Annotated in this window: 23 protein-coding genes, 2 pseudogenes and 4 other annotated features (1 of these 29 running past the window's edge); of the genes and pseudogenes, 19 read left to right on the top strand and 6 right to left on the bottom strand. The window is 36.8% G+C overall.

The window, feature by feature from the left end; translation table 11 throughout:
- Positions 1-23: 23 nt before the first annotated feature.
- The 14 genes from ytaF to ABH959_RS14680 all read left to right on the top strand — a co-directional run bounded on the left by ytaF (position 24) and on the right by ABH959_RS14680 (position 13748).
- Complete coding sequence (ytaF, locus tag ABH959_RS14615; protein ID WP_002190849.1) at positions 24-656, top strand: sporulation membrane protein YtaF; 633 nt, start codon at positions 24-26, stop codon at positions 654-656.
- Between the two features lie 53 nt (positions 657-709).
- Positions 710-1312 carry a dephospho-CoA kinase gene (coaE, locus tag ABH959_RS14620; RefSeq protein ID WP_113935712.1) on the top strand — a complete coding sequence of 201 codons (603 nt, stop codon included), beginning with the start codon at positions 710-712 and terminating at the stop codon, positions 1310-1312.
- A gap of 109 nt (positions 1313-1421) precedes the next feature.
- On the top strand, positions 1422-2450 hold the full coding sequence (locus ABH959_RS14625; protein WP_002088923.1) for a glyceraldehyde-3-phosphate dehydrogenase: 1029 nt from the start codon (positions 1422-1424) through the stop codon (positions 2448-2450).
- Positions 2451-2838: 388 nt separating this feature from the next.
- On the top strand, positions 2839-3222 hold the full coding sequence (speD, locus tag ABH959_RS14630; RefSeq protein WP_002003660.1) for an adenosylmethionine decarboxylase: 384 nt from the start codon (positions 2839-2841) through the stop codon (positions 3220-3222).
- Positions 3223-3418: 196 nt separating this feature from the next.
- Positions 3419-3880, top strand: a complete 462-nt coding sequence (nrdR, locus tag ABH959_RS14635; RefSeq protein WP_001203686.1) for a transcriptional regulator NrdR — start codon at positions 3419-3421, stop codon at positions 3878-3880.
- Between the two features lie 145 nt (positions 3881-4025).
- Positions 4026-5432 carry a replication initiation and membrane attachment family protein gene (locus tag ABH959_RS14640; protein ID WP_113935711.1) on the top strand — a complete coding sequence of 469 codons (1407 nt, stop codon included), beginning with the start codon at positions 4026-4028 and terminating at the stop codon, positions 5430-5432.
- Between the two features lie 33 nt (positions 5433-5465).
- Complete coding sequence (gene dnaI, locus ABH959_RS14645; RefSeq protein WP_002015473.1) at positions 5466-6404, top strand: primosomal protein DnaI; 939 nt, start codon at positions 5466-5468, stop codon at positions 6402-6404.
- Between the two features lie 389 nt (positions 6405-6793).
- A complete protein-coding gene (gene ytxC / locus ABH959_RS14650; protein WP_113935710.1) occupies positions 6794-7675 on the top strand; it encodes a putative sporulation protein YtxC in 882 nt (293 codons plus the stop codon).
- A 31-nt stretch (positions 7676-7706) separates the two neighbouring features.
- Positions 7707-7934: a binding site (T-box leader), on the top strand.
- A 48-nt stretch (positions 7935-7982) separates the two neighbouring features.
- Positions 7983-9920, top strand: coding sequence for a threonine--tRNA ligase (thrS, locus tag ABH959_RS14655; RefSeq protein WP_002034275.1), 1938 nt, complete (start codon positions 7983-7985; stop codon positions 9918-9920).
- Positions 9921-10126: 206 nt separating this feature from the next.
- Positions 10127-10247, top strand: a sequence feature (ribosomal protein L20 leader region).
- A gap of 63 nt (positions 10248-10310) precedes the next feature.
- On the top strand, positions 10311-10814 hold the full coding sequence (gene infC, locus ABH959_RS14660; protein ID WP_002015470.1) for a translation initiation factor IF-3: 504 nt from the start codon (positions 10311-10313) through the stop codon (positions 10812-10814).
- Between the two features lie 21 nt (positions 10815-10835).
- Entirely contained in the window at positions 10836-11036 is a 201-nt protein-coding gene (gene rpmI / locus ABH959_RS14665; protein ID WP_001125945.1) for a 50S ribosomal protein L35, read from the top strand.
- A gap of 38 nt (positions 11037-11074) precedes the next feature.
- Positions 11075-11431, top strand: a complete 357-nt coding sequence (gene rplT / locus ABH959_RS14670) for a 50S ribosomal protein L20 (RefSeq protein ID WP_001138364.1) — start codon at positions 11075-11077, stop codon at positions 11429-11431.
- A 670-nt stretch (positions 11432-12101) separates the two neighbouring features.
- Positions 12102-12593 carry a dUTP diphosphatase gene (locus ABH959_RS14675; protein WP_002015469.1) on the top strand — a complete coding sequence of 164 codons (492 nt, stop codon included), beginning with the start codon at positions 12102-12104 and terminating at the stop codon, positions 12591-12593.
- A gap of 69 nt (positions 12594-12662) precedes the next feature.
- Positions 12663-13748, top strand: coding sequence for a M42 family metallopeptidase (locus tag ABH959_RS14680; protein WP_002088917.1), 1086 nt, complete (start codon positions 12663-12665; stop codon positions 13746-13748).
- A gap of 41 nt (positions 13749-13789) precedes the next feature.
- Here the strand turns inward: ABH959_RS14680 and ABH959_RS14685 are convergent, their stop codons facing one another.
- Positions 13790-14407 (bottom strand): TetR/AcrR family transcriptional regulator, encoded by a 618-nt coding sequence (locus tag ABH959_RS14685; protein WP_016092410.1) that lies wholly within the window; start codon positions 14405-14407, stop codon positions 13790-13792.
- A gap of 296 nt (positions 14408-14703) precedes the next feature.
- Here ABH959_RS14685 and ABH959_RS14690 point away from each other — a divergent pair, with 296 nt between their 5' ends.
- Both ABH959_RS14690 and ABH959_RS14695 read left to right on the top strand, forming a co-directional pair.
- Positions 14704-15357, top strand: coding sequence for an HlyD family secretion protein (locus ABH959_RS14690; RefSeq protein ID WP_113935709.1), 654 nt, complete (start codon positions 14704-14706; stop codon positions 15355-15357).
- 12 nt (positions 15358-15369) lie between these two features.
- Positions 15370-17163, top strand: a complete 1794-nt coding sequence (locus ABH959_RS14695) for a DHA2 family efflux MFS transporter permease subunit (protein WP_113935708.1) — start codon at positions 15370-15372, stop codon at positions 17161-17163.
- 21 nt (positions 17164-17184) lie between these two features.
- Here ABH959_RS14695 and ABH959_RS14700 read toward each other — a convergent pair.
- The 5 genes and pseudogenes from ABH959_RS14700 to sspI all read right to left on the bottom strand — a co-directional run bounded on the left by ABH959_RS14700 (position 17185) and on the right by sspI (position 19876).
- Positions 17185-17541: pseudogene (locus tag ABH959_RS14700) on the bottom strand (ammonia permease).
- Positions 17542-17565: 24 nt separating this feature from the next.
- A pseudogene (locus tag ABH959_RS14705) lies at positions 17566-17936 on the bottom strand (DNA-binding protein).
- Positions 17937-18078: 142 nt separating this feature from the next.
- A complete protein-coding gene (locus tag ABH959_RS14710) occupies positions 18079-18792 on the bottom strand; it encodes a CPBP family intramembrane glutamic endopeptidase (RefSeq protein WP_113935707.1) in 714 nt (237 codons plus the stop codon).
- A 139-nt stretch (positions 18793-18931) separates the two neighbouring features.
- Positions 18932-19489 (bottom strand): HD domain-containing protein, encoded by a 558-nt coding sequence (locus ABH959_RS14715; RefSeq protein ID WP_002143328.1) that lies wholly within the window; start codon positions 19487-19489, stop codon positions 18932-18934.
- Between the two features lie 177 nt (positions 19490-19666).
- A complete protein-coding gene (gene sspI, locus ABH959_RS14720) occupies positions 19667-19876 on the bottom strand; it encodes a small acid-soluble spore protein SspI (protein WP_000009511.1) in 210 nt (69 codons plus the stop codon).
- Positions 19877-19958: 82 nt separating this feature from the next.
- Between sspI and ABH959_RS14725 the strand changes: the two genes are divergently transcribed.
- From ABH959_RS14725 to pheT, 3 genes are all read left to right on the top strand, one after another.
- Positions 19959-20756, top strand: a complete 798-nt coding sequence (locus ABH959_RS14725; RefSeq protein WP_002015458.1) for a TrmH family RNA methyltransferase — start codon at positions 19959-19961, stop codon at positions 20754-20756.
- A 92-nt stretch (positions 20757-20848) separates the two neighbouring features.
- Positions 20849-21077: a binding site (T-box leader), on the top strand.
- A gap of 43 nt (positions 21078-21120) precedes the next feature.
- The gene (gene pheS / locus ABH959_RS14730) at positions 21121-22155 is read left to right on the top strand and encodes a phenylalanine--tRNA ligase subunit alpha (protein WP_002015457.1); all 1035 of its coding nucleotides are present in this window, start codon (positions 21121-21123) and stop codon (positions 22153-22155) included.
- Between the two features lie 18 nt (positions 22156-22173).
- On the top strand, positions 22174-24594 hold the full coding sequence (gene pheT, locus ABH959_RS14735; RefSeq protein ID WP_113935706.1) for a phenylalanine--tRNA ligase subunit beta: 2421 nt from the start codon (positions 22174-22176) through the stop codon (positions 24592-24594).
- A 194-nt stretch (positions 24595-24788) separates the two neighbouring features.
- Positions 24789-24828 (top strand) — a binding site (T-box leader); it runs 211 nt beyond the window's last position.

Consider the following 24828-nt stretch of genomic DNA (forward strand, 5'->3'; position numbering starts at 1 on the left):
ATGTATAAGGGAGGAGCTTACCGATGTACCTTTATTTATCTCTTATTTTATTAGCTTTTACATTAAGCTTAGATAGCTGTAGTGTAGGGCTAACATACGGGTTAAGGAGCGTAAGAATTCCACTAAGATCAATTATAATTATCGGGATCTGTTCAGCAGCTGTAATGCTCGTTTCCATGGGAATTGGACATATGATCGCGAAAATATTTTCACCTGTTATCGCAACGCGTATCGGCGGATTTGTTCTTATTGGAATAGGTATTTGGGTATTATATCAATTTTTTCGAAGTGATAAAAAAGAAGAACCGAAGCAAGAGGAGAAGGTTTGGAAACTAGAAATTGCTTCGCTAGGGTTAGTGATTCAAATTTTGCGGAAGCCGACTGTTGCGGATTTTGATAAATCAGGAACTATCTCTGCAGGAGAAGCGCTACTTCTCGGTATCGCTCTTTCTATAGATTCGTTTGGTGCTGGAATTGGTGCATCTTTATTAGGTTATGCACCCGCGATGATGGCGGCATTAGTCGCGGTTATGAGTTCTTTATTTTTATTTATTGGAATGAAGCTCGGTACGATTTTATCAAATATGAAATGGTTACAAAAATTTACATTCCTGCCTGGGGTATTACTCATTATTATTGGAATTTGGAAAATGTAAGTATGGGCGTGGAACATTAGTTTCGCGCCTTTAATATTGTGAGGAGGATTATTATGACAGTAGTAATTGGATTAACAGGAGGCATTGCAAGCGGAAAAAGTACGGTATCAGAAATGTTTCGTGAAATGAGTATACCGGTTATTGATGCAGATATTATTGCGCGAGAAGTTGTAGAACGAGGAAAACCGGCATATAACAAAATTGTAGAGGTGTTCGGAACGGAAGTGTTACAAAAAGATGGAGAGCTTGATCGACCAAAGCTTGGGAGTGTCGTTTTTTATAATGAAGAAAAACGATTGCAGTTAAACGAAATTGTTCATCCTGCAGTGCGTGAAGAAATGAATTCACAAAAGGAGATGTACATAAAAGAAGGTATGCAAGCGGTTGTGTTAGATATCCCTCTTTTGTTTGAAAGTAAATTAACAAATCTCGTTAATCGTGTTTTAGTTGTAGCAGTCACACCGAATACGCAATTGGAACGTTTAATGAAACGAAATAACTTTTCAGAAGAAGAAGCAACGGCTCGTATTCAATCTCAAATGCCATTAGAAGAAAAAGTAAAGAAGGCAGATGAGGTGATTTATAATGATGGCACAATTACTGGAACGAAAACACAATTAGCTTCTATTTTGAAAGAATGGAACATTATTGATTAAAAAATTGTGAAATTAATGAAAATGCTTAGTGACATATCTCCTTTTTGTGTTATACTATTATTGGGATTGGAGATAAATAGTATAACGCATTCAAGGGGGATAACATATTATGACTCGTGTGGCAATTAATGGATTTGGACGTATCGGGAGAATGGTATTTCGTCAAGCAATAAAAGAAAGCGCATTCAAAATTGTAGCAATCAATGCAAGCTATCCATCAGAAACGTTAGCGCATTTAATTAAATATGATACAGTTCATGGAAAGTTTGACGGAACAGTGGAAGCATTTGAAGATCACTTACTAGTTGATGGGAAAATGATTCGCCTTTTAAACAACCGCGATCCAAAGGAGTTGCCTTGGAAAGATCTAGGTGTTGAAGTTGTAATTGAAGCAACTGGTAAATTTAACTCGAAAGAAAAAGCAATTCTTCATGTTGAAGCTGGAGCGAAAAAAGTTATTTTAACAGCACCTGGTAAAAATGAAGATGTAACAATCGTAGTTGGTGTGAACGAAGACCAATTAGATATTACAAAACATACTGTTATTTCAAATGCATCTTGTACAACAAACTGTTTAGCGCCTGTTGTAAAGGTGTTAGATGAGCAGTTCGGAATTGAAAACGGTTTAATGACAACTGTTCACGCTTATACAAATGACCAAAAAAATATTGATAACCCACATAAAGATTTAAGAAGAGCGCGTGCTTGCGGACAGTCTATCATTCCAACAACGACGGGTGCTGCAAAAGCGCTAGCAAAAGTTCTTCCACACTTAAACGGAAAACTTCATGGTATGGCACTTCGTGTACCAACACCAAACGTGTCTCTTGTTGATTTAGTAGTAGACGTAAAACGTGATGTAACAGTTGAAGATATTAATGAAGCATTCAAAACTGTTGCAAACGGTGCGTTAAAAGGAATTGTAGAATTCAGCGAAGAGCCTTTAGTGTCTATCGACTTTAATACAAATACACACTCAGCTATTATTGATGGTTTATCTACAATAGTAATGGGTGATCGTAAAGTGAAAGTGCTTGCTTGGTATGATAACGAGTGGGGCTACTCTCGTCGTGTTGTAGATCTTGTAACGTTAGTTGTTGATGAATTAGCAAAACAAGAAAATGTGCAACATATTTAAGTGAAATAGAGAGAGGGCAAGTAAATATTTGCCTTCTTTTTTTATTTTTTTCTGAAAAGGGAAAAAATTATATGAATATATTTTCAAATAGTGGACATACCACGAAACGTTGGGATTACTGTATTCGTGAATCATTAATTTTTTTTAGGGAAAAGTAAAGAGGAAAATATGACAGAAAATCGAAAAAACTGTTGTTGCAAAATGAAAATAAACAAAGTATACTAACACTCGTAAACTTAAGAGCTGAGGTACGTAGTCACTACTTAAAGGGTTAGGACCTCTCTGGACTAACTTTCCCCCGTGGTAGTGGAGCAAGCCAAATTGCAAATTAGTTTTCAATTCGAACAGTTAGAATAAATTTACAAGGGGGAACTGTAGAATGGATACTATGGATACGATGGGTCGTCACGTGATTGCTGAACTTTGGGATTGCGATTTCGACAAGCTTAATGACATGCCGTATATTGAACAATTATTTGTGGATGCAGCACTAAGAGCTGGTGCTGAAGTACGTGAGGTTGCTTTTCATAAATTTGCACCACAAGGTGTAAGTGGAGTAGTAATTATCTCGGAATCACATTTAACAATTCATAGCTTTCCGGAGCACGGTTACGCAAGTATTGATGTTTATACTTGTGGGGATCGTATTGATCCAAATGTTGCTGCAGAATATATTGCAGAAGGTTTAAACGCGAAAACGCGTGAGAGCATCGAGCTTCCTCGAGGCACTGGTAGCTTCGAAATTAAGCAGAGAGAAACAAAAGCTCTTTAAAAAAGAACATAATTGATTTAAAATGTAAAGAGGTGTATAATGCACCTCTTTTTTAGTTTATATAAAATAGGATCATGATATGTAATAACTTAGAGTGGTCATTATAGAAGAATGAGTTATATAATATTGTATATATATTTTCACATGTAGGTGAGTAGCGAAAGAATAAAGATTATAGTGTAAAGGAGTGAATGAATTGCGTTGTCCATCCTGTTTTCATAATGGAACAAGAGTGTTAGATTCGCGTCCGGTAGACGAGGGGCGCTCTATTCGAAGAAGAAGAGAGTGTGAAAGTTGTTTAAGTCGCTTTACGACCTTTGAAAGAGTAGAAGAATCACCTCTTATCGTTGTTAAAAAAGAAGGAACACGAGAAGAGTTTAATAAAGAGAAAATTTTACGCGGTTTAATTAAAGCGTGTGAAAAAAGACCTGTATCTTTAAGGCAGTTAGAGGAAGTAACACAAAGTGTGGAGCGTGAACTTCGTAACTTAGGTATATCAGAAGTGAAAAGTGATATGATTGGTGAAATTGTTATGGAAGAACTTCGTGATATTGATGATGTTGCTTACGTACGTTTTGCTTCTGTGTATCGTCAATTTAAAGATTTAAATGTATTTATTGAAGAATTAAAAGATATACTGCAAAAAGAGAGAGAGTAGAAGGAATCTCTTTATATACTGTAAGTAAACGAGATAAGAGAGCTAGAAGCGGAAGCTAATAGCTCTTTTTCGCTAATAAATTATATAATAAAGATAGAACGAGTGAAATGTAGGTTAGATTGGATGAGAGAAAGGAAAAGCAAGAATGGAAAAACAGTCATGGATGGAGCTATTGCCGATTGATCGTTATAAAGTAAGTGCGAAAGGGTTGTTACATAATTACGACCGGAAAGTATTAACGATGTTGTATCAGCCGTTAATAGGTAGTAGAGCTTTTAGCTTATACATGACACTATGGGGAGAGTTAGAGCAAGATCGTGTGTTTGGAAAAGAGAATACACATCACTCCCTTATGGTGACTATGCAAATGCAACTTCCTGAAATATATGGGGAACGAGTAAAGTTAGAAGCGATTGGTCTTTTAAATGTATATATTAAGAAAGAAAAAGATATTCGAATGTTTATATATGAATTGCAACCACCTTTATCTCCGAAGCAGTTTTTTGATGATATTGTTTTAAGTATCTTTTTATATAATCGCTTGAGTCGGACAAAATACAACCAAGTAAAGCAATATTTCTTAGAAGAAGAATTCGATTTTGGTTCTTATGAAAATGTTACGCGCTCCTTCAACGATATATTTGATTCGTTTAACCCAGGTCAGTTTGAATATGCGCAAGAAGAACTGCGTATCCCGAAAACGACAATTATGCCAAGTAACGAGAATGGGGATGCTCCGAAAGTTTGGAACGACTTCTTTGATTTCTCTTTATTTGTAGACGGACTATCAGCGCTTGTTCCTAAAAAGGCGATTACAGATCAAGTGAGAGAATGTGTTATTACACTCGCTTATGTGTACGGTGTGGATGTGTTATCGATGCAAAATATCGTTCTTGGCGCAGTGACAGAAGTGCAAACAATTGATATCGAAAGGCTTCGGAAGGGAGCACGCGATTGGTATCAATTCGAAAATGGCCAAGCGTTACCTGTATTAAGTGAAAGAGTGCAACCTCATGCTGCTCGTACAATGAAAGAGAAAGAGCCATCTACGCAAGAAGAGATGCTAATGAAGCAGTTAGAGGAAATCTCGCCAAAACAACTATTGAAAGAGATTTCAGGCGGTGCAGAGGCGACGAAAGCGGACTTGCAAATCGTTGAGGATGTAATGATAAATCAAAAGTTAACGCCAGGGGTTGTGAATGTACTTATTTATTACGTTATGCTACGCTCAGATATGAAGCTTGCTAAAACGTATGTCGAGAAGATTGCTGGACATTGGGCGCGAAAAAAGGTCGGTACAGTAGGCGAGGCGATGGCGCTAGCGAAAGAAGAGAATCGTCAATATCAAGAGTGGGCTGAGACGAAGAAAAAAGGTCGTACAGCGAAGAAAACAGTGCGAAAAGAAATGGTACCAGATTGGCTTAAGGAAGAGTCGAAAGAAGAAGAGAAAGAACCTGTAAAAAATGACGTAAGTGCGAAAAAAGATGCAAGTACGTTAGAAGATGAACGGAAACGATTAGAAGAAGTATTGAAAAAATATAAGCGTGATTAATAAAAGAAAATGAACGCTCTTTGAGGTGAGAAAATGGAGCATATTCAAAATTCATTTACGAAATTAATGGAAAATAAAAACTTTAAAAATAGATATGAAGTCTTAAAGGCAGAAGTGATGGCGCACCCTCGTGTGAAAGAATTTATAGACGAACATAAAGGTGAAGTAACGACTTCTATGATTGAACGAAGTCTTGTGAAGTTATATGAATATATTGGACAAAGTGTAGGGTGTGCGGATTGTCCAGATTTAGGGTCATGTAAAAATATGCTACAAGGATATGAGCCGAAGCTCGTCATTCAAGGTAAGATGATTGATATTCAATACGATCGTTGTATTAGAAAAGTAGCATATGATGAGAGAAAAAAATATGAAAAACTCGTTCAAAGTGTATATATGCCAGTTGACATTTTGCAGGCAACTATGGAAAATTTAGACCCTTCAGATTTAGATGCACGTATTGATGCAATAGGTGCAACGAATGAATTTTTAAACACATACGAACCAGGTAAAAAAGCACAAGGTTTATATTTGTACGGTAAATTTGGTGTAGGGAAAACGTATCTTTTAGGGGCAATTGCAAATGAGCTTGCGCGAAAGAAAATTAGTTCGATGCTCGTATACTTCCCTGAATTTTTACGTGAAATTAAAAGTTCGATTCAAGATAATTCGATTAGCGGAAAGATTGATGCTGTCAAACGTGTACAAGTATTAATGTTAGATGATATCGGGGCAGAAGCAATGTCAAGTTTTGTACGTGATGATGTACTCGGTGCAATCTTGCAATTCCGTATGTTGGAAAATTTACCGACGTTCTTTACATCTAACTTTGATTTCAAACAGTTGGAACATCATTTAACGTATACACAGCGCGGTGAAGCAGAAGAGATGAAAGCGGCCCGTATTATGGAACGAATTAAATATTTAGCGAAGCCAATTCCAATTGGTGGGAAGAACCGTCGTAATAAGTAAAGAGCGAGCTGAGAAGCTTGCTCTTTTTTATCCCGCTATTGGCGGGCAGTAAGACTCCCACCTCAAAATTCGGCTGTAAAGCAAAGAAGTTAGGTGGGAGCCCTGCTGCCCGTAAAAGCCCGATTGGTGCGGGCTAATAATCAGTGGAGGATGGACAAAACCTCCACTGATTAAAGCTTCACTTTATTTTAATCATTTTTTCAGAGTAGCTTGTATCATTTTTTTCTCCCTCCCTTAATATATATAAAATTAGCAAGCCATATCGAGTGGATGTTCTAACGATGGGAGATAGGTTTCTACTAAGAGTGAACTTCCATAGATCGGACTCTTATAGGATTTGTAACGTATAGATGCAATCCTTTAGAGCGGGGATAAAAGGGGGGACAAAAGTGATTGAAATTTGCTTCGAAGAAAAAAATGATGCTGTGTACGTATACAGACAACTAACGAAAAGAACAGAATCCTTATATAAGGAAACAAGTGTATATTTAAACGAACAAAAGGTTGTTATTCATATACCATTATGTGAATCAAATTATATTGAAAAGATTTTATTGCCAGTATTACTATATTTCATTATGAATGTGAAACAAAATGAATGGATTCATACCATTTTAAAGGAAAAGTTTTTTTATGAAGAACAAGAAGAGTGTCATCAAATATTGCATATGGCACATGAGATTTTAAAGGAAAGAAGAAAAGGAGTAGCTAGTGATTTAACACATCAAAAATTTGAATCTTATATTGCGTCGTCTTTGAATGAATGGCTTTGTGATCCGCTCTCATTCTCGTTTTCATCATACGTTCGTTTTCGTCTTCGTACATATAGGGAAATGGTAACTAAGCTTGCTGAAGTTGCAATTGATGAGTATAAGATGGAGCAGGAATACCAAATATTTATTGAGACACTTCGCCAACAAGTAAGTAGCCGGAAATCACGTTTGTCCTGTGTACATCTTATTTTTGACGAAAGTTTTATTTTCTATGATGATAAAGGTAGGCGTTTAAAACAGGAGAAATTGGTTCAATATATAGATGAAGAATTATTAAAGAAACAGGATGTATATATCGATACGAAAGTAATTGCACCACTTCTTTCTATTTCGCCGAAAAAGATTTATTTATATACGAAAGAACAAGATCATAACATGATTGTTACTTTGCGAAATGTATTTCAAGAACGGGTCCAATTACATGGTTTGCATGAGTTTGAGCGCAATGTGAAAAATTTAAAAAATAAAGGTAACGCCCTTGATTTTCTAAGTTTTTGAGCATATAATTACCTACATAAATGAAATATATTGAAATGTCATGATGAGGACATGAGTAGTTATCTACGATTTTCAGAGAGGGAAGCCTTAGGGTGCGAGCTTCCTAGTACGGGATTATTACTTACCACCTCTAAACTTTAGCAGTGAACGTTTTTCTAGTAATTGCTAACGGACAACACCGTTATGTTGAACTTGAGCAATTAACAATAAGGTTAATTGGAACAAGGGTGGAACCACGAATTCAACACTCGTCCCTTTTTATGGGATGAGTGTTTTTTATTTTGAAAAAAAAGAGGAGTGACCAGTGATGGCAGATGTAGTTAAAATTACTTTCCCTGATGGAGCTGTGAAGGAGTTTCCAAAAGGAGTAACAACTGAAGAAATCGCAGCTTCTATTAGCCCAGGCTTAAAGAAAAAAGCTGTGGCTGGAAAATTAAACGATGAGATGATTGATCTTGTTACACCAATCGAAGAAGATGGTGCAGTTTCTATTATTACATTAGATTCTGAAGATGGCTTATATATTTTACGCCACTCAACAGCTCACCTTTTAGCACAAGCGTTAAAACGTTTATATAAAGATGTTAAGCTTGAGCTTGGCATTGGTCCAGTAATCGAAAATGGCTTCTACTACGATATTGATATGGAAGAAGCAATTACAGTTGAGGACTTCAAGAAAATCGAAAAAGAAATGCAAAAAATCGTGAACGAAAACTTAGAAATCGTTCGTCATGAAGTACCACGTGCAGAAGCACTTCGTCGCTTTGAAGAAATCGGCGATGAGTTAAAATTAGATTTAATTAACGATCTTCCAGAAGATGCAGTTATTTCAATCTATGAGCAAGGCGAATTCTTCGACCTTTGCCGTGGTGTTCACCTTCCATCTACAGGGAAGATTAAAGTGTTTAAATTATTAAGTGTTGCTGGTGCTTACTGGCGCGGCGATAGCAATAATAAAATGTTACAACGTATTTACGGTACTGGATTCGTTAAGAAAGCAGAATTAGATGAGCACTTACGTATGCTTGAAGAAGCGAAAGAGCGCGATCACCGTAAATTAGGTAAAGAGTTAAAACTATTTACTAATAGCCAAAAAGTAGGACAAGGTTTACCACTTTGGTTACCAAAAGGTGCAACAATTCGCCGTATTATCGAGCGTTACATCGTTGATAAAGAAGCAAGCTTAGGCTATGATCACGTATACACTCCAGTATTAGGAAGTAGAGAACTTTATGAAACTTCTGGTCACTGGAACCATTACCGTGATGGCATGTTCCCATCAATGGAAATGGATAATGAAGAGTTAGTTCTTCGTCCAATGAACTGCCCTCACCATATGATGGTTTATAAAAACGATATTCACAGCTACCGTGAATTACCAATCCGTATTGCGGAACTTGGAACAATGCACCGCTATGAAATGTCTGGAGCATTATCTGGATTACAACGTGTACGCGGAATGACTTTAAATGATGCGCACATTTTCGTTCGTCCAGATCAAATTAAAGAAGAATTAAAACGTGTTGTAAACTTAACGTTAGAAGTGTACAAAGATTTCGGTTTAGAAAACTATTCATTCCGTCTATCTTATCGTGACCCAGCAGATACTAAAAAGTATTATGCTGATGATGAGATGTGGGAAAAAGCACAAGGTATGTTAAAAGAAGCTATGGATGAAATGGGTCTTGATTACTATGAAGCTGAAGGTGAAGCGGCATTCTATGGTCCGAAACTTGACGTTCAAGTTCGTACTGCTCTTGGAAAAGACGAAACACTTTCAACTGTACAATTAGACTTCTTACTTCCAGAACGCTTTGAATTAACTTACGTTGGTGAAGACGGTAAACAACATCGTCCAGTTGTAATTCACCGTGGTGTTGTATCAACTATGGAACGTTTCGTAGCCTTCTTAATTGAAGAATACAAAGGCGCATTCCCAACTTGGTTAGCTCCAGTTCAGGCGCAAGTAATTCCAGTTTCTCCGCAAGTACATTTAGACTATGCGAAGAAAGTACAAGATGAATTACGACGTGCTGGTATCCGTGTTGAATTAGACACTCGTGAAGAGAAAATTGGTTACAAAATCCGTGAAGCACAAATGCAAAAGATTCCGTACATGCTTGTAGTAGGTGACAATGAAGTTACTGAAAATGGCGTTAACGTACGTAAATATGGTGAGCAAAAATCAGAAACAATCGCATTAGATGCGTTTGTTGACATGATTAAGGTAGAAGGAAAACGATAAGAAAGAGCCGCGGTATACCGCGGCTTTTTTATGTATAATAAAAAAGAAAATCTAGAAAAAATAACCAAACAATACTTATCATAAAAAAGTATTGCAAGTATGCTGGTTGTTTGTTACAATATTTCTTGTTGTTAGTAAAACACATCGCGTCTTCTTGACAGACGTCATGTCCTATGATAAACTCATCAAGGATAATAGAATATGGTTTTGACAAGTAGAAGCACCCGCTTCTCACCTGATGGACGCATTCGCAGTTAGCAGGTAAATGTATTTCTTACTAAAGATATTACAAGTGTGGGTGCCGTGTGCCCGCACTTTTTTTGTTCGGGTTCTACAATTGCAAAACGTATTCTAAGAAAACCTTGGAGGTGGCTTACTATTAGCAAGGATATGATGATTAACGAGCAAATTCGTGCACGTGAAGTACGCTTAGTTGGCGCAAACGGCGATCAACTTGGAATCAAGTCTCGTAATGACGCTTTAGACTTAGCTGCAGGTCTTAATCTTGATTTAGTATTGGTTGCTCCAAATGCGAAACCACCAGTATGCCGCATTATGGACTACGGTAAATTCCGCTTTGAGCAACAGAAGAAAGAAAAAGAACAGCGCAAAAATCAAAAAGTAATTAGCATGAAAGAAGTTCGTTTAAGTCCAACAATTGATGAACATGACTTTAACACAAAACTTCGTAATGCTGTCAAGTTTTTAGAGAAAGGCGACAAGGTTAAAGCGTCAATTCGCTTTAAAGGACGTGCCATTACTCATAAAGAAATCGGTCAACGTGTTTTAGATCGCTTCTCAGAAGCTTGTGCTGAAGTTAGTACAATTGAATCTAAGCCTAAAATGGAAGGACGTAGTATGTTCTTAGTTTTAGCACCGAAAAACGATAAGTAATAGATAGAGGAGGAAATACCTATGCCTAAACAAAAAACTCATCGCGGCGCTGCAAAGCGTTTCAAAAAGACTGGATCTGGTAAACTGAAGCGTTCTCACGCTTACACAAGCCATTTATTCGCTAACAAATCTACAAAAGCTAAACGTAAACTACGTAAAGCTGGTGTAGTTAGCGCTGGTGACTTCAAACGCATTCGTCAAATGCTTGACAACTTAAAATAAGTTCGGCTGATATATAGAACAAACTAGGAGGTAATATTATGCCAAGAGTAAAAGGTGGTACAGTTACTCGTCAACGTCGTAAAAAAGTTATAAAATTAGCAAAAGGTTACTACGGTTCTAAGAGTACATTATTTAAGGTTGCTAACCAACAGGTTATGAAATCTCTAATGTATGCATTCCGTGACCGTCGTCAAAAGAAACGTGACTTCCGTAAATTATGGATTACACGTATCAACGCAGCAGCTCGTATGAATGGTCTTTCTTACAGCCGCTTAATGCACGGTTTAAAAAATGCTGGCATCGAAGTTAACCGCAAGATGCTTGCTGACTTAGCTGTTCATGACGAAAAAGCTTTCGCTGAATTAGCAACAGTTGCAAAAAACAACATTAACTAATTGTTTAAAACCTTAGAAGATTTTCTTCTAAGGTTTTTTTATTTGCATTTATTGTAAAATCTTCCACTTATTATCGTTATTTCTTGCTCAAGTATATTAAGATGTGCTTGTAAGAACTTTTGTAACGATAACGAGGAGGCTTTTACATGAAAGTAGGAAAGATTAACGGATGTGTCGTTATCGATATGACAAAATCAATATAAAAGCTATAGCGATATAAAAGAATATATATATAAAGTCAGGAGAATCCTCCTGACTTTTTTTATCCCCCTATTTGCGGGCAGTAAAACTCCCACCTCAAAATTCAGCTGGAGCAAAGAAGTTAGGTGGGAGATCAACTGCCCGTAAAAGCCCGATTGGTGAAGGCTAATAATAAGTGGGGATGAACAAAACCCCCCCACTTATTAAAGTTTCACTTTATTTGAACTCATTCGTGAGAAGTGCATCTTTCCTAGCAGAAACGACACTGCTATAATGGAAAGATGATATGGAACTTTCATCAAGTGAACAATATATGAGTGATGATTGAAACGTATTTGCAAATTAAGGACAAGCTATCTTTATAAAGATGTAGGTAGCTGACTTGTTAATAAGAAACGAAAAATAATAATGAACTTTGAGATGAAACAACATTGTTGCGGAAAATGCGATGTTGGAGGAGGACAATAGAATGGACTTACTACAACTATTTAAATTACAAAAAGAATTAGATGACCGTATTGTGAAAGAACATGACTTACAACCGAAGAAATTGTTAAAAGAAAAAATGTTAGCTCTTCTTGTAGAAATTGGAGAACTTGCAAATGAAACACGTTGTTTTAAATATTGGAGCAATAAACCAGCTTCAGAACGTGAAGTAATATTAGAAGAATACGTAGATGGTTTGCATTTTATTTTATCAATCGGAATCGATTTAGGAATTGATAAAAACTTCTTATTCTATAAATGTGCGCAAACGAATAAAACACAAGTGGAAATTTTCTTAGACACATATGCGAAAGTAATTCGTTTTACAGATCAACCTTCTATTACGAACTATATTGAACTATTTACAAGCTATCTTCGCCTTGGACAAGCGCTTGAATTTGAACAAGATGAAATTGAAAAAGCATATTTAGATAAAAATGAAGTAAATCATCAGCGTCAAACACAAGGATACTAATTTAATTTTTGAATATTTCAATTTCCTTTTGTATAATAAAGTGACTGAAGAAAAAGGAGGGTGTTGGCAATGATAAAATTAGACGAGACATTGACAATGCTAAAAGAATTAACAGACGCACGCGGTATTGCGGGTAACGAGCGCGAACCACGTGAAGTAATGAAGAAATATATTGAGCCGTTTGCAGATGAACTTTCTACTGACAATTTAGGAAGTTTAGTTGCGAAAAAAGTTGGGGAAGAAAACGGCCCGAAAATTATGGTTGCAGGTCATTTAGATGAAGTTGGCTTTATGATTACGCAAATTGATGACAAAGGCTTCCTTCGTTTCCAAACGGTGGGTGGCTGGTGGTCGCAAGTTATGCTTGCACAGCGCGTAACGATTGTAACGCGTAAAGGAGATGTAACAGGTGTAATTGGTTCAAAACCACCGCACATTTTACCTCCAGAAGCTCGTAAAAAGCCAGTTGAAATTAAAGACATGTTCATCGATATTGGTGCTTCTAGCCAAGAAGAAGCGATGGAGTGGGGCATACGACCAGGGGATCAAGTTGTACCGTACTTCGAATTCCAAGTGATGAAGAATGAAAAGATGTTACTTGCAAAAGCATGGGATAACCGAATTGGTTGTGCAATTGCAATTGACGTATTAAAACAATTAAAAGATGAAAAGCATCCAAACGTTGTATACGGCGTTGGTACTGTACAAGAAGAAGTTGGTCTTCGTGGTGCGAAAACATCTGCAAACTATATTAAGCCCGATATCGCATTCGCTGTAGATGTTGGTATTGCTGGGGATACACCAGGTGTAACGGCGAAAGAAGCGCAAAGTAAAATGGGCGATGGACCGCAGATCATTTTATATGATGCTTCTGTTATTGGTCATACAGGTTTACGTGATTTCGTAGTTGATGTTGCTGATGAATTACAAATTCCATACCAATATGACTCTGTAGCGGGCGGGGGAACGGATGCAGGAGCAATTCACATTTCTGTAAACGGTATTCCGTCTATGGCAATTACGATTGCGACACGCTACATTCATTCTCATGCAGCGATGTTACATCGTGATGATTATGAAAACGCAGTGAAGTTAATTGTGGAAGTTATTAAACGTCTTGATAAAGAGGCTGTACATAACATTACATTTAATTAATAGAAAAAAGCGAAGGATAATTTCCTTCGCTTTTTCCATTTTTAAAACGGTCGTTCTAATCCTGCTGCAGTATGGGCTCCTAAAATAATTAAGCGAGTTAATTGCATTGCCATAAAATGCGGGGTATAAATCATGCCTCTTTTTAACCATGACATAATCATTCCGATATGAGCCCCTGTAACATAACTAATAAGAATGTCACGAGGAACCATGAGTTCTTCATCATCAGGTTGTGAAATAGATAAGCTTAATGTTAAATGTGTTTGGACTGTTTTCATCATTTTATAAGAGTAGTTTCCAGCGGCTTTATCACCAAGCATAACGTTATAGAAGTTCACATTTTCTGCTATATGTTCAAACAAAGCTAAAAAGGTTGGATGCGGTGAATCAAAAGTGAGCTGAAAATCTTCTTTATTTCGATTTTGTGGTTTAATTACTTCAGCTAATTTTTCTAACATTTCTTCTATGCTTTTGTCTAATAAATCATATTTATCATGGTAATGGCTATAAAATGTAGCGCGATTTACAGGAGCACGTTCCGCGATATGTTGCACAGTTACATTTTCGAAGCCCTTTTCGCCTACTAAAGCGACAAAAGCATCCTGTATGAGTTGTCTCGTTCGTTTTACACGTGGATCATTTGTATTTTTAATAGACATTTTTACTTCACCTCGTTTAATTTTTTGAATTTAAACAACACATGTATAGTGTAATGTTGTTTAAACAACATATAGGTTTAAATTGTTGGTTGTAGATTCGGGATAATTATTTATAATTATAAACGATAGTCCTTTAGAAATCAGCACCGCTAGGATGCAGACAAAACATAGTTTGCATCGTAAAAGGTGTGCTTTTTTTGTTTAAAGGTTAATATAATTAACAATTAAACAATATAAACACTAAGGGTGTAAATAGTTTAGAAAAAAATTATATGCGATATAAGGAGAGGAATGCAATGAATCAGTTTCGAAGAATGGTAATTATCAACATTATCACATTAATTGTATTAGTTGGCGGCGGTATTGGCGGTTATTACTATTACAATCAATCGGAAAACTATTTAAAAACAGAAAATGCAAAGATTGATGGGAAAGTAATCCCAATTGCATCACCAGTAGCAGGTAAATTAACAGACTGGAAAGCTGAAGTAGGAAAAAACTACAATGAGAACGATAAATTAGGTGCGGTTACTGTAGCAGGAGCAAATGGTGAGCAAACAGTAGATGTAACAATTCCACAAAATGCAACAGTTGTACAATCAAACGCAACACCTAATGCGTTCGTTGGAGCAGGAAGCCCAATTGCTTACGCATTTGATATGAACAATTTATGGGTAACAGCAAATATTGAAGAAACAAATATTGATGATGTTCAAAAAGGCCAAACAGTAGATGTGTATGTAGATGCATACCCAGATACAACGTTAACAGGAAAAGTAGAACAAGTTGGATTAACAACGGCGAATACATTCTCGATGTTACCATCAAGTAACTCAACAGCGAACTATACGAAAGTAAAGCAAGTTGTACCAGTTAAAATTTCTTTAGATCATAGTAAATCAGTAAATATTGTTCCTGGAATGAATGTGTCAGTTCGTATTCATAAGTAAGGGGGAGATGAGATGTCCTCAATTGCAATTGTAGGATATGCACTATTTTGTATAATCGTCTTCTTCCTTATAAATCGTCTTTTACGAAAGAAAAAAACGAATGTGGGAGAAGAACAAGTCCCAGCCGTAAGTAAGATAGAAGTAAGTCAAGCAGAAACAGTAGAGAAAGAACTTGAACAAAAACAAGAAACAGAAGCTTCTAACGTAGTGGAATTAGAAACAGGGAAGCAAGAGCAAGTAAAACAGGAAAAAGAAATGCTGAAGAGACAATTGCCGGTAGAGAATGTGAATGTAAAAGCAGTTGTAGCTGTATTAATTCTCGGTATGTTCGTTTCTATTTTAAACCAAACGATCATTAATGTTGCACTGCCTCCATTAATGAACGAATTTAACGTATCAACTTCAACAGCACAATGGTTAATTACAGGCTTCATGCTTGTAAACGGAATTTTAGTACCAATCAGTGCATTTTTAGTTTCACGATTTACGTATCGTAAATTATTCATAGCAGCAATGTTATTCTTCACTGTAGGATCTATCATTTGTGCTACATCAGGAAACTTCACAATGATGATGACGGGCCGCGTTATTCAAGCGGTTGGTGCAGGTATTTTAATGCCAGTTGGTATGAATATCTTCATGACATTATTCCCGCCTAATAAACGCGGAGCAGCTATGGGACTACTTGGGGTAGCGATGATTTTAGCACCAGCTATCGGACCAACTGTAACAGGTTGGGTAATTGAAAACTATAGCTGGAACTTAATGTTCTATGGGATGTTTGTTATCGGTTTAATTATTACGTTCTTATCTTTAAAATTCTTTACACTAGCTCAGCCAGTGTCTAAAACAAAGTTAGATGTATTCGGTGTTATTAGTTCAAGTATTGGACTAGGTAGCTTACTGTACGGATTTAGTGAAGCTGGAAATAATGGCTGGACTAGTGCAGAAGTTGTTATAACACTTATCATCGGTGTCATTGGTTTAGCTGTATTTATTTGGAGAGAGTTAACAACAGACAATAAAATGCTTGATTTACAAGTGTTTAAATATCCGACGTTCACTTTCACATTAGTAATTAACGCGATTGTAACGATGGCCTTATTCGGAGGTATGTTATTACTTCCAGTATACTTGCAAAACATTCGCGGTTTTACACCGATGGAATCTGGTTTATTATTACTTCCAGGATCATTAATTATGGGGATCATGGGACCAGTTGCAGGTAAACTATTTGATAAGTATGGTATTCGTCCGTTAGCAATTGTCGGATTAGCCATTACGACATTTGCGACATATAAATTTACAACGTTATCGATGGATACGCCGTATAGCGTTATTATGACGGATTATATTATACGCTCAATTGGTATGTCATTCATTATGATGCCAATTATGACAGCTGGTATGAATGCATTGCCGATGAAATTAATTTCTCACGGCACAGCAACGCAAAATACGTCAAGACAAGTAGCTGGTTCAATTGGAACGGCGATATTAATCACGCTTATGACGCAACAAACTACTGCTCACGTAGCGGATTACGGCAATATGTTAACAACGTCAAACCCGATTTTAGTTGATAAAGTATACGGTATGGGCCAAAGCTTAGCGGCATTAGCCGGATCAGCTCAAGCAGGAGATGCGATGAGTACACAACTATTATTCGGACAAATTTCAAAGCTATCTGCAATTAACGGTATTAACGATGCCTTCTTAATTGCAACTATATTAGCCGGTATTGCTTGGGTGTTATCGTTCTTCTTACCATCAGGCAATAAACCAAATAGAAAAGCAGGGAATTAATTTCCCTGCTTTTTTGTCTTTTTAAAGAGTGAGATATAAAAAATGATAACCAGCTACGGAGCACAGCCCTGTTATAAACAAAATTGTCCCCATAGCACGAATGCTGGATATTTGTCTGCCACTTATAATAGCTAATAGCCCAGCTAAAGAGAAGAAACACTAATATAAAATTCCTGAAATTGGAAGTGTCCCCTCTGAGTCTATTCCAAAACCTATACAAATGATAGGAACAACGATAAGCGATATGCTAATTAAACCAGCTATAATAGTAAGTGATTTACGATATTTAATGCCAGCAATAATTAAAAAAATGCCAACGATGAATTGGCATAACATCAAAGTAAGAGCCAAAACCATCCAAGTTAATATTCCAAACACTTCTGTATTACCTCCGATAAAATACTATATATAGAATGAATCCCCTACAGACATAAGTACCCAGAAAATAACCCCTAATATGCCAGCGATAAAAATAATGAATCCCATATTACGTATACTTTTAATCTTTGCCTGTAATCCATTTAATCCTGCCAATAATCCAGTTAAAGAAAACAGTATCCAATATAAAGTAGTTGAAATAGGGAGGATCGTATCGCTATTCACCCCCATGCCCCAAAAAACAAAAGGTAGTGTGACAAAAGATAGACTAAGTAGCCCCATTAAACCCACAAATAATTTAAGATGTTTAATGCTAGTAATAATAAAAAAATACCACCGAAAAATCCGCATAAAACAAGAAGTGGCATATAAAAAATCCAAAGTAAGCTCGACATAAATACTCTTCTTCTATGGTGATGAGTTATATTTTACTACATGAGGTTTATTTTGGATGTTATTAATAAATATGTATAAATTGATAGAAATGAGAAGTGATGATACGAATTAATAAAAGAGGTATCGCGATGATACCTCTTTCTAACTCAAGAATGCTAACATATTATTCATAATATGAAATAACATAGCTGGAATAATGGAATTTGTTTTTTTACATAAAATAGCCATTAATAATCCCATGAAGAAAGTAATTACCATTACTCCAAGTGAGTATGTATGAGCGATACCGAAGAAGAAGCTTGTTAAAATGGCTGCAATCCAAAATGGAAAGCGTTCTGAGAAGAAGCGAAGTATAAAACCACGGAAAATAAGTTCTTCAAAAATTGGTGTGAGTATAGCGAAGCCGAGAAGTAATAATATTTGATACTGCTTAAAAATGTCTAAGTTTAGTGCGGAAGATTGTTGCTTCGTTGCGTCTTGGAACACATAATTTAACAAGATGTAATTGAGTATAATGTTTATAGCGAAGAAAAGAAGTAAGTATACGTATGTACGCCATTCTTTAAGTACTTTAAAGTTAAAAGATTTTAGTAGTAATTTTTTTGCGGGTTCGAATTTAAAAATGAAGAATAACAACACGGCTAGTTGTAATACGATACTTGCAGTATTTGCAATAGATTCATACAGGGCAATTTGTTTTTTATCTGTAAGACCGGCTGTATAAATTGTTAAGGGCATTGCGAGGAACACAGTAATAAGTCCGGTTCCGAAAAAAGCGAATAAAACGGAGCTAATAAATTGTCCCCATGACATAGAGTATTTCTGTTCATTAGAAAGTTGTGTAGCGGGTTGCATTTGTAAAATCACCTCTTTATATTTGTATATTTAATTATAAAGTATTTTGCTTTTGAGTGTAACATTTAAATATTACATACAAAGGTGTATTTTTCGCAAAATAATAAAAGAGGTATCACCCTATAGTGATGCCTCTTTCTCATTGATAACTATGTTCTGCCTTGTCATTCAATTTCTTTTGCTCTATTTGTAATTCACGCTCTACCAATCGGTCTAATTGCTGAATAGCTTTAAGTGCTTTTTCGTAAGAAATCGTTCTATAATGGTGCGCTCCACCCGGTTCTTCATCTGCTTCGTCTGCCCATTTAATAATGTTTTGAAGAGATGTTCTTTCAATTTCTTGCTGTACTAAGAAAGAATCTGTATGAAGAAGAATCGCAATAGAAATTTCTTTTGCTAGTTTAGGATGTTCTCCTAATCTAATAAGCAATTTATGAGATCTTTCTGCCCCTTTAATCGCATGTATATCATTCTTTTTATACAAGTCATAGTCCCATTCGCCGCCTGTGTACCACGTATGATGTCCGATATCATGAAGGAAGCCAGCCTTTGTCGCAGCATCGACTGAGGCGTGATGCTTTTTGGCTAAGTGAAACGCATGGTAAGCGACAGCAATCGCGTGGACCATTCCAGAACGGTTTACATATTTTTGTGTAATGTGATGTTTAAAAACTTGTTCAAGCGTAATACGTTGCATAAAACATTCACTCCTTTTATCCAATGATGTATATGAAGAAAATCGATCGGTTTAAATGTATTTTGAATATTGTACTCCATCAATCAGCGTTAGTAAAGTAGAAATGTTTAGGAGAAGAAAAATTTTATAGACATAAAACGTCACCTTAGTTTTTTTTCTAAGGTGACGTTTTATTGTTTATTTTTTTAATCCTTGCTCCAGTGTTCCTAACATTTCGTGTTTTTCATTTTCATCAGCATTTTTCCAAATGACTTCGAATAAAACGCCAAGACCTGGAAGCATTTTTTCTTCACCGCTTTGAATTGCATCGACAATCGTTTCTTGTAATTGATCTTGTGAATTTCCAGATACATTCGCTAATACCGCGCCGCGTAAATTAAAACTCATTATCTTCACCTCTTCTTCAGAATTGAAACTGACGTTAGTTTTTGTTCTTTTTTATGTAAATATGTATGAAAAATAGGCTATAATGATAAGACAAGAAGAGAGGGAAATACATATTATGAAAAACATTGATTCAGTACAAAACCCGCGTGTGAAGCAGTGGAAAAAGCTGCAGACGAAAAAAGAGCGCGATAACAAAGCTTTATTTTTTGTAGAAGGATTCCATTTAGTAGAGGAAGCGTTAAAGGCAGGAGTTGTAACAGAACTTATCGTTTCAGATCAGACAGATCTTCCGAAAGATTGGACAGTTAATGATGTTGAAATGTATATTGTGCCTGAAGCAATTGTAAAAGTACTTCGCGAAACAGAAACAACGCAAGGTGTATTTGCTGTTTGTGAGAAACATGAAAAAGAAGTAGCTCTTACTGATGGGAAATTTCTTTTATTAGACGGCCTTCAAGACCCAGGTAATTTGGGAACGATTATTCGTACAGCGGATGCAGCGGGTATTCATGCCGTTGTGCTTGGAGAAGGGTGCGTTGATGTTTATAATAGTAAAGTACTACGATCTACACAAGGTTCTATTTTCCACTTACCGGTTGTGAAAGGGAACTTAGAAGAATGGGTAGACAAGTTAAAAGAAAATAACGTCCCTGTATATGGAACAGCTCTTGAAAATGGAGTTCCATTTGGTGAAGTAACCCCGGCTGGAAGTTTTGCATTAATTGTAGGGAATGAAGGAAGCGGCGTACGCCAAGAAATTCTTGCGAAAAGTGATCAAAACTTGTATATTCCGATTTACGGCGGGGCAGAATCATTAAATGTTGCGGTTGCAGCAGGGATTTTAACGTATTATTTACAAAGCCCAGTTGCGAATCGATAAAAAACTTCTTATAATAAGTTGAAGTGCATGTTCATAAAAAAGTGGTGAAATGAGTATCGAACTTTTTTGAACATATAATAAAAGTATATTAATGAAAAACGTTGATAGAGAAGAGTAGCTTACAAAATCGCCATATAGGGAGAGAGTGCCGTAGACTGAAAGCATTCTTATGGTAGATGGAAGTGAATTCACCTCTGGAGTTGGCGCCAGGACCATTTATATGTAAAGGCGTTCCGGTCAGAATTGATCGTTATAACTAATGAGTGGGCAGACTTGTTCTGTCAATTTAGGGTGGTACCGCGAATTTACCTCGTCCCTTTTTGGGAGCGGGGTTTTTTTATTTTTAAAATTAGGAGGGTTCCAAATGGAAGCACGTTTAAAAGAGCTAAAGCAAAAAGCGTTAGAGCTTATTGAAGAAGCGAAAGAGCTAAAGGGCTTAAACGACGTACGCGTAGCGTATTTAGGGAAAAAAGGTCCAATTACAGAAGTATTACGCGGCATGGGAAAATTATCAGCAGAAGAGCGTCCACGTATGGGAGCATTAGTAAATGAAGTACGTGAAGCGATTCAAACGCGTCTAGAAGACAAAATTGGTAACTTAGAAAAAGCAGTAATTGAGGCGAAATTAGCTACTGAAACAATTGATGTTACACTGCCAGGTCGTCCTGTTGAAACAGGTTGTCACCATCCGTTAACAGCAGTTGTTGAACAAATTGAAGATGTATTCATCGGTATGGGTTATGAAGTAGCTGAAGGAACAGAAGTAGAAAAAGACTACTACAACTTCGAAGCATTAAACTTACCGAAAGATCACCCAGCGCGTGATATGCAAGATACATTCTACATTACAGAAGAAACGTTACTACGTACACATACATCTTCTGTGCAAGCACGTACGATGGAAAAGAATAAAGAAAAAGGACCGATTAAAATTATTTGTCCTGGTAAAGTGTATCGCCGCGATGACGATGATGCAACGCATTCACACCAATTCATGCAAATTGAAGGTCTTGTAATTGATAAAAACATTCGCATGAGTGACTTAAAAGGTACACTGCAAGTATTCGTGAAAAAGATGTTCGGTGAAGATCGTGAAATCCGTCTTCGTCCAAGTTTCTTCCCATTCACAGAGCCGTCTGTAGAGATGGATATTTCTTGTATGATGTGTCACGGTAAAGGTTGCGGCACTTGTAAAGGGACTGGCTGGATTGAAATTTTAGGCGCAGGTATGGTTCATCCGAACGTACTTGAAATGGCTGGTTATGATTCAAAAGAATATCAAGGTTTCGCATTCGGTATGGGCGCAGAGCGTATCGCAATGTTGAAATACGGCGTAGATGACATTCGTCATTTCTATACAAATGATGTACGTTTCTTACAACAATTCAAACGAGCGTAAGGGAAGGAGAGGATAAATATGTTCGTATCATATCGTTGGTTACAAGAGTATGTAGATATTAAAGATGTAACGGCACAAGAACTAGCAGACAAAATCACGAAAAGTGGTATTGAAGTAGAAGGCGTTGAAGTATTAAATAAAGGTGTAAAAGGTGTTGTAGTTGGTCACGTATTAGAATGTGAAAAACACCCAGAAGCTGATAAATTAAGCAAATGCTTAATCGATATCGGTGAAGAAGAGCCGGTTCAAATTATTTGTGGAGCTGCTAATATTGCAAAAGGTTTAAAAGTACCAGTTGCAAAAGTTGGCGCTGTACTTCCTGGTAACTTCAAAATTAAAAAAGCAAAACTACGCGGTGAAGCTTCTCACGGTATGGTTTGCGCTCTTCAAGAGCTTGGCATTGATGGGAAGTTAGTTTCAAAAGAATACGCAGATGGTATTTTCATTTTCCCAAGTGACGCTGAAGTTGGTGCAGATGCACTTGAAATTTTAAACTTACACGATGAAGTACTTGAGCTTGGTTTAACACCAAACCGTGCAGATTGCTTAAATATGTTAGGTGTTGCATATGAAGTAGCTGCTATTTACGGCCGTGAAGTAAAGCTTCCAGCTATCGACTTACAAGAAACAGCAGAAAAAACTTCTGATTACATTTCTGTAAGTGTAGAAGCGAAAGAAGAAAACCCATTATATATTGCAAAAATGGTGAAGAACGTAAAGATTGGTCCATCACCAATGTGGATGCAAACTCGTCTTATGGCAGCTGGCATTCGTCCAATTAGTAATGTAGTTGATATTACAAACTACATTTTAATGGAATACGGTCAACCGTTACATGCATTCGATTACGATAAATTAGGTTCAAAAGAAATCGTTGTTCGTCTTGCAAAAGAAGGCGAAAAGATTCAAACATTAGATGCTCAAGAACGTACGTTACAAAGCCACCACCTTGTTATTACAAACGGTGAAAAAGCGTTAGCTGTTGCTGGTGTAATGGGCGGAGCGGATTCTGAAGTTGATAGCGAGACAGTAAACGTTCTAATTGAGTCTGCATACTTTGCAGGTCAAACAGTGCGTCGTACATCAAAAGACTTAGGTCTTCGTAGCGAATCAAGTGCACGTTTTGAAAAAGGAATCGACCCAACACGTACATTTGAAGCAATTCAGCATGCAGCTGCTTTAATGGCAAAATACGCTGGTGGAGAAGCACTTGAAGGTGTAGTAGAAGCTGATAACTTACAAGTACAAGAACGTACAGTATCTGTTACAGCTGAAAAAGTAAACCGTGTATTAGGTACAGATATTTCTGCGAGTGAAATGGGTACAATGTTCACAAACTTAAAATTCCCATTCACAGAAGTAGAAGGAACATTCCATGTAAATGTACCAGCACGTCGTCCTGACATTACAATTTCAGAAGACTTAGTAGAAGAAGTAGGTCGTCTGTATGGTTATGATCACATTCCAGTTACATTACCATCTGGAACAATGACACGTGGTAAATTAACATCAGCACAAACGAAACGTCGTAAAGTACGCCGCTTCCTAGAAGGTGCTGGTTTATATGAAGCAATCACATATTCATTAACAAGCGCTGACAAAGCGAAACAATATATGGTTGAGCCGAACGAAAAAGCTCCTGTAAATCTTGCGCTTCCAATGAGCGAAGAGCGTAGCCAACTTCGTTTAAGCTTAGTGCCACAATTGTTAGAAGCAGTTTCATACAATGTTGCACGTAAAAACGACAGCGTTGCATTATATGAAGTAGGTTCTATCTTCTTACCAACAGAAGCAGGAGAACTTCCGAAAGAAGAACAACATCTTGCAGGTGTTATGACAGGTCTTGCTCTTCACCATGCATGGCAAGGTGAGAAGAAAGTTGTAGACTTCTTCGTTGTTAAAGGTGTATTAGAAGGATTATTCGACGTACTTGGCGTGGCAAATCAAATCACTTATGCACCAGCAAAACGTGAAGGCATGCACCCAGGCCGTACAGCTGACATCGTATTAGATGGTGAAGCAATCGGATTCATCGGTCAATTGCACCCGGAAACAGAAAAACAATTAGATGTGAAAAATACATTCGTATTCGAATTATCTCTTGCAAAAGTATTCGGTGCAGACGCTGAGGGAACTTACTACTCAGCAATTCCACGTTTCCCATCTATGACACGTGATATGGCTGTTGTAGTAACAACAGAAACAAAAGCTGGTGAAATGAAGCAAGTCATTGCTGAAGCTGGCGGAGAACTTCTGAAAGACGTAGCACTATTCGACTTATACGAAGGTGAAAAAATGGAAGAAGGCAAGAAATCACTTGCATTCTCTATGAACTACTTCGATGCAGAACGTACATTAACAGACGAAGAAGTAACAGAAGCACATAACCGTGTATTAACAGCGGTAGAAGAGAAATTTGGTGCGGAGTTACGTAAGTAATAAAAAATTGCCGGATTAAGTCCGGCAATTTTTTTTATGGCACGATTGTCGGAAAATGTCGGTAAGTCGATATATTATAAAAATCGCTGATATATTTGGAGTTACGGTCGATATATTGCGAAAATCGCTGATATATTTTCTGGCATCTTGCATCTTTCTCTCGAATGTAGTACATTAATTTTAGTTTAACAAAACGAAAGACGATGATAAGGAAAAGTAGTATATACTTAATCC

Origin of the sequence: Bacillus sp. RC51 (genome assembly GCF_044908115.1) — a bacterium.
Classification (GTDB): Bacteria; Bacillota; Bacilli; order Bacillales; family Bacillaceae_G; genus Bacillus_A; species Bacillus_A mycoides.

Coding starts and splice junctions, on each gene's coding strand:
- ABH959_RS14625 (WP_002088923.1), top strand. CDS start 1,422: ATGACTCGTGTGGCAATTAATGGATTTGGACGTATCGGGAGAATGGTA.
- pheT (WP_113935706.1), top strand. CDS start 22,174: ATGTTCGTATCATATCGTTGGTTACAAGAGTATGTAGATATTAAAGAT.
- ytaF (WP_002190849.1), top strand. CDS start 24: ATGTACCTTTATTTATCTCTTATTTTATTAGCTTTTACATTAAGCTTA.
- speD (WP_002003660.1), top strand. CDS start 2,839: ATGGATACGATGGGTCGTCACGTGATTGCTGAACTTTGGGATTGCGAT.
- coaE (WP_113935712.1), top strand. CDS start 710: ATGACAGTAGTAATTGGATTAACAGGAGGCATTGCAAGCGGAAAAAGT.
- rpmI (WP_001125945.1), top strand. CDS start 10,836: ATGCCTAAACAAAAAACTCATCGCGGCGCTGCAAAGCGTTTCAAAAAG.
- ABH959_RS14675 (WP_002015469.1), top strand. CDS start 12,102: ATGGACTTACTACAACTATTTAAATTACAAAAAGAATTAGATGACCGT.
- pheS (WP_002015457.1), top strand. CDS start 21,121: ATGGAAGCACGTTTAAAAGAGCTAAAGCAAAAAGCGTTAGAGCTTATT.
- ABH959_RS14685 (WP_016092410.1), bottom strand. CDS start 14,407: ATGTCTATTAAAAATACAAATGATCCACGTGTAAAACGAACGAGACAA.
- ABH959_RS14695 (WP_113935708.1), top strand. CDS start 15,370: ATGTCCTCAATTGCAATTGTAGGATATGCACTATTTTGTATAATCGTC.
- ABH959_RS14715 (WP_002143328.1), bottom strand. CDS start 19,489: ATGCAACGTATTACGCTTGAACAAGTTTTTAAACATCACATTACACAA.
- ABH959_RS14640 (WP_113935711.1), top strand. CDS start 4,026: ATGGAAAAACAGTCATGGATGGAGCTATTGCCGATTGATCGTTATAAA.
- rplT (WP_001138364.1), top strand. CDS start 11,075: ATGCCAAGAGTAAAAGGTGGTACAGTTACTCGTCAACGTCGTAAAAAA.
- sspI (WP_000009511.1), bottom strand. CDS start 19,876: ATGAGTTTTAATTTACGCGGCGCGGTATTAGCGAATGTATCTGGAAAT.
- ABH959_RS14725 (WP_002015458.1), top strand. CDS start 19,959: ATGATAAGACAAGAAGAGAGGGAAATACATATTATGAAAAACATTGAT.
- dnaI (WP_002015473.1), top strand. CDS start 5,466: ATGGAGCATATTCAAAATTCATTTACGAAATTAATGGAAAATAAAAAC.
- infC (WP_002015470.1), top strand. CDS start 10,311: ATGATGATTAACGAGCAAATTCGTGCACGTGAAGTACGCTTAGTTGGC.
- ABH959_RS14690 (WP_113935709.1), top strand. CDS start 14,704: ATGAATCAGTTTCGAAGAATGGTAATTATCAACATTATCACATTAATT.
- thrS (WP_002034275.1), top strand. CDS start 7,983: ATGGCAGATGTAGTTAAAATTACTTTCCCTGATGGAGCTGTGAAGGAG.
- ABH959_RS14710 (WP_113935707.1), bottom strand. CDS start 18,792: ATGCAACCCGCTACACAACTTTCTAATGAACAGAAATACTCTATGTCA.
- ABH959_RS14680 (WP_002088917.1), top strand. CDS start 12,663: ATGATAAAATTAGACGAGACATTGACAATGCTAAAAGAATTAACAGAC.